The sequence below is a fragment of the Micrococcus sp. HMSC31B01 genome, from assembly GCF_001816085.1.
Classification (GTDB): domain Bacteria; phylum Actinomycetota; class Actinomycetes; order Actinomycetales; family Micrococcaceae; genus Micrococcus; species Micrococcus luteus.
This window is the reverse complement of sequence record NZ_KV825147.1, coordinates 1-2260: the sequence shown is the minus strand read 5'-3', so window position 1 is coordinate 2260 and position 2260 is coordinate 1. Positions and strand designations below refer to the sequence as shown.

2 protein-coding genes and 2 pseudogenes are annotated in these 2260 nt (G+C 75.2%); 3 read left to right on the top strand and 1 reads right to left on the bottom strand.

What is annotated here, in order from left to right:
- From HMPREF3105_RS06895 to pcaC, 3 genes and pseudogenes are all read left to right on the top strand, one after another.
- Positions 1-213, top strand: a pseudogene (locus HMPREF3105_RS06895) (hypothetical protein); the annotation flags it as partial.
- Positions 214-318: 105 nt separating this feature from the next.
- Positions 319-1098: pseudogene (locus HMPREF3105_RS13540) on the top strand (alpha/beta fold hydrolase); the annotation flags it as partial.
- A gap of 51 nt (positions 1099-1149) precedes the next feature.
- Entirely contained in the window at positions 1150-1560 is a 411-nt protein-coding gene (gene pcaC, locus HMPREF3105_RS13535) for a 4-carboxymuconolactone decarboxylase (protein WP_246830346.1), read from the top strand.
- A 10-nt stretch (positions 1561-1570) separates the two neighbouring features.
- On the opposite strand, the gene HMPREF3105_RS06885 is transcribed toward pcaC, so the two are convergent.
- On the bottom strand, positions 1571-2092 hold the full coding sequence (locus tag HMPREF3105_RS06885; protein WP_070709037.1) for an HPP family protein: 522 nt from the start codon (positions 2090-2092) through the stop codon (positions 1571-1573).
- Between the last annotated feature and the right edge of the window lie 168 nt (positions 2093-2260).

Below are 2260 nucleotides of genomic sequence, written 5' to 3'. Positions count from 1 at the left end.
CGGCCCGGCGCGGGCCGGGACGCGATCCACGCCGTCGTCGACGACGCCCTGGCCGGCCGCGGTGAGTTCGGTGCGCTGTTGCGCGCCGCCGTGCCCGCGTCCGTCGGAGACGACCGCCTCGCGGAGCTGTGCGATCCGGCCGGCTACACCGGCGAGGCGGCCGCGCTGGTGGACCGCATTGTGGCCGCCCATACCGACCTCGCGGCTGACTGAGCCGCGAGACGTCACCCCCCTGCGTCGGGCGGACCGCCCTGCCAGGATCGATCAGCAGAGCCCCGCCCGCCGCGGGGAGCCCGACCCCGACCGGAAGGATGTCGCATGGGCCAGCCCACCGTCACCACCACCCTCCTGCATGCCGCGCTGTCGCCCGCCCGTGTCCTCGTGGTGGGCGCCGGCCTCGGCACCGGCGCGCACGCGCTGTGGTCCCTCGCCGCAGAGCGCATGGGCGAGGACACCTTCGTCGTCGGCTACGACCTGCCCGGCCACGGCGCCTCCGCCCCCCAGGCCGAGCCGTGCACGATCGCCGAGCTGGCGGACGCCGTCGTCGCCGCCGTGGCCCGCCTGCGGGATGAGGGCTCGATCCCGGCGGAGGTGCCGGTGTTCTTCGCCGGTGTCTCGCTCAACGGCTGTGTGGCGCTGCAGCTGGCCCTCGACCACGCCGACGAGATCGCCGGGGTGGCCGTCATCTGCTCGGCCGCCAGGATCGGCGAGCCGCAGGCCTGGCGGGAGCGTGCCGAGCTGGTCGAGCGGGCCGGCACGCCGACCATGGTGGCCGGTTCGGCCGAGCGCTGGTTCGCCCCGGGGTTCATCGAGCGCCATCCGGAGCGCGCCACGGCCCTGCTGCACACGCTGCAGGAGGCCGACCGGCACTCCTACGCCCGGCTGTGCGAGGCGCTCGGCGACTTCGACGTGCGCGAACGCCTCGCCACGATCACCGTCCCCGTGCTCACCGTGCACGGCGCCCACGACACGGTCACGCCGCCGGCGGCCGGCGAGGAGATCGCCGCGGCGGTCCACGGCACCACGGTGGTCACGTTCGACGACGCCGCGCACCAGGCCCCCCTCGAGCAGCCGGAGGCCACGGCCGAGGCCCTGCGCGCGTTCCTGGCGGGTGCGGTGAGCGGCGGCCAGGCCCCGATCGGGCACCAGATGGACCGCACGGCGCAGGAGGTCCTCGACGCCGGCATGGCCGTGCGCCGGGAGGTGCTCGGGGACGCCCACGTGGACCGCGCGGAGGCGAAGAAGGACGAGACCACGGAGGACTTCCAGAACCTCATCTCCCGGTACGCCTGGGGCACCATCTGGACGCGGCCCGGCCTGGACCGGCGGATGCGCTCGGCGGTGACCATCACGGCGATGGTCTCGGGCGGGAACTGGGACGAGTGCGCCATGCACCTGCGTGCCGCCCTGCGCAACGGGCTGAGCCGGGAGGAGATCCGGGAGATCCTGCTGCAGACCGCGATCTACGCCTCGGTCCCGGCCGCGAACATCGCCTTCGCACTGGCCCAGCGGGTGTTCGCGGAGGTGGACGAGGACCTGGCGGCCGGCCGGCCGCTCTGAGCCTGGAGGCTCACTCCGCCGGCCCGATCACCCGCCACATCAGGCGGCGGTACAGCAGCGCGCACGCGGTGAGGACCAGCGCCCCGGCGAGCACCGGGGTGACCAGGTAGTGCCAGTCCGCGTTGCTCAGCATGACCGTCAGAGCGGTGGCGCCCGCGGGGGCGTGGATGACACGGAGCCCGGCCATGACGGCCATGGCCAGGCCCATGCCGGCCGCGAGCGAGTACCAGGCCAGAGGCAGCACGGAGATCACGGCGATCCCGCATGCGGCCGAGACCACGTGCCCCACGAGCACGTTGGCGGGGTGGGAGTGCGGGCCGTGCGGCACGAGGAACACGAGCACGCAGGACGAGCCGAAGGCGCCCACCAGCAGCGGCACGGAGGCCAGGTCCTCGCCGAGGCTGAGGGTGGCGATGGTCAGTGCCCCCGCGATCGAGGCCGCGAGGACCACGTGCCAGGGCAGACGGGGGGCCAGCGGGCGACGCCACGGGTCCAGGAACCGCGGGGGACGCAGACCGGGCAGGCGGGTCATGCGCTCGTCTCATCTCCTCGTGACTCGGTCGCGGCCCGGGTCGGGCTCCTCCAGGGTAGGCCGCGGGCGGGGTCCGGGGGCGCCCGGGGGCGGAGAGGCCGGGTCTGTGACGGCCGATCAGCGGCGCAGCGCCACGAGGGCGTCCTCGGCGTCCCGCGCGGCCTCGCG

Bases quoted from the DNA above. Each gene is read 5' to 3' on its own strand.
- HMPREF3105_RS06885 (WP_070709037.1), bottom strand. From the start codon at position 2,092: ATGACCCGCCTGCCCGGTCTGCGTCCCCCGCGGTTCCTGGACCCGTGG.
- pcaC (WP_246830346.1), top strand. From the start codon at position 1,150: ATGGACCGCACGGCGCAGGAGGTCCTCGACGCCGGCATGGCCGTGCGC.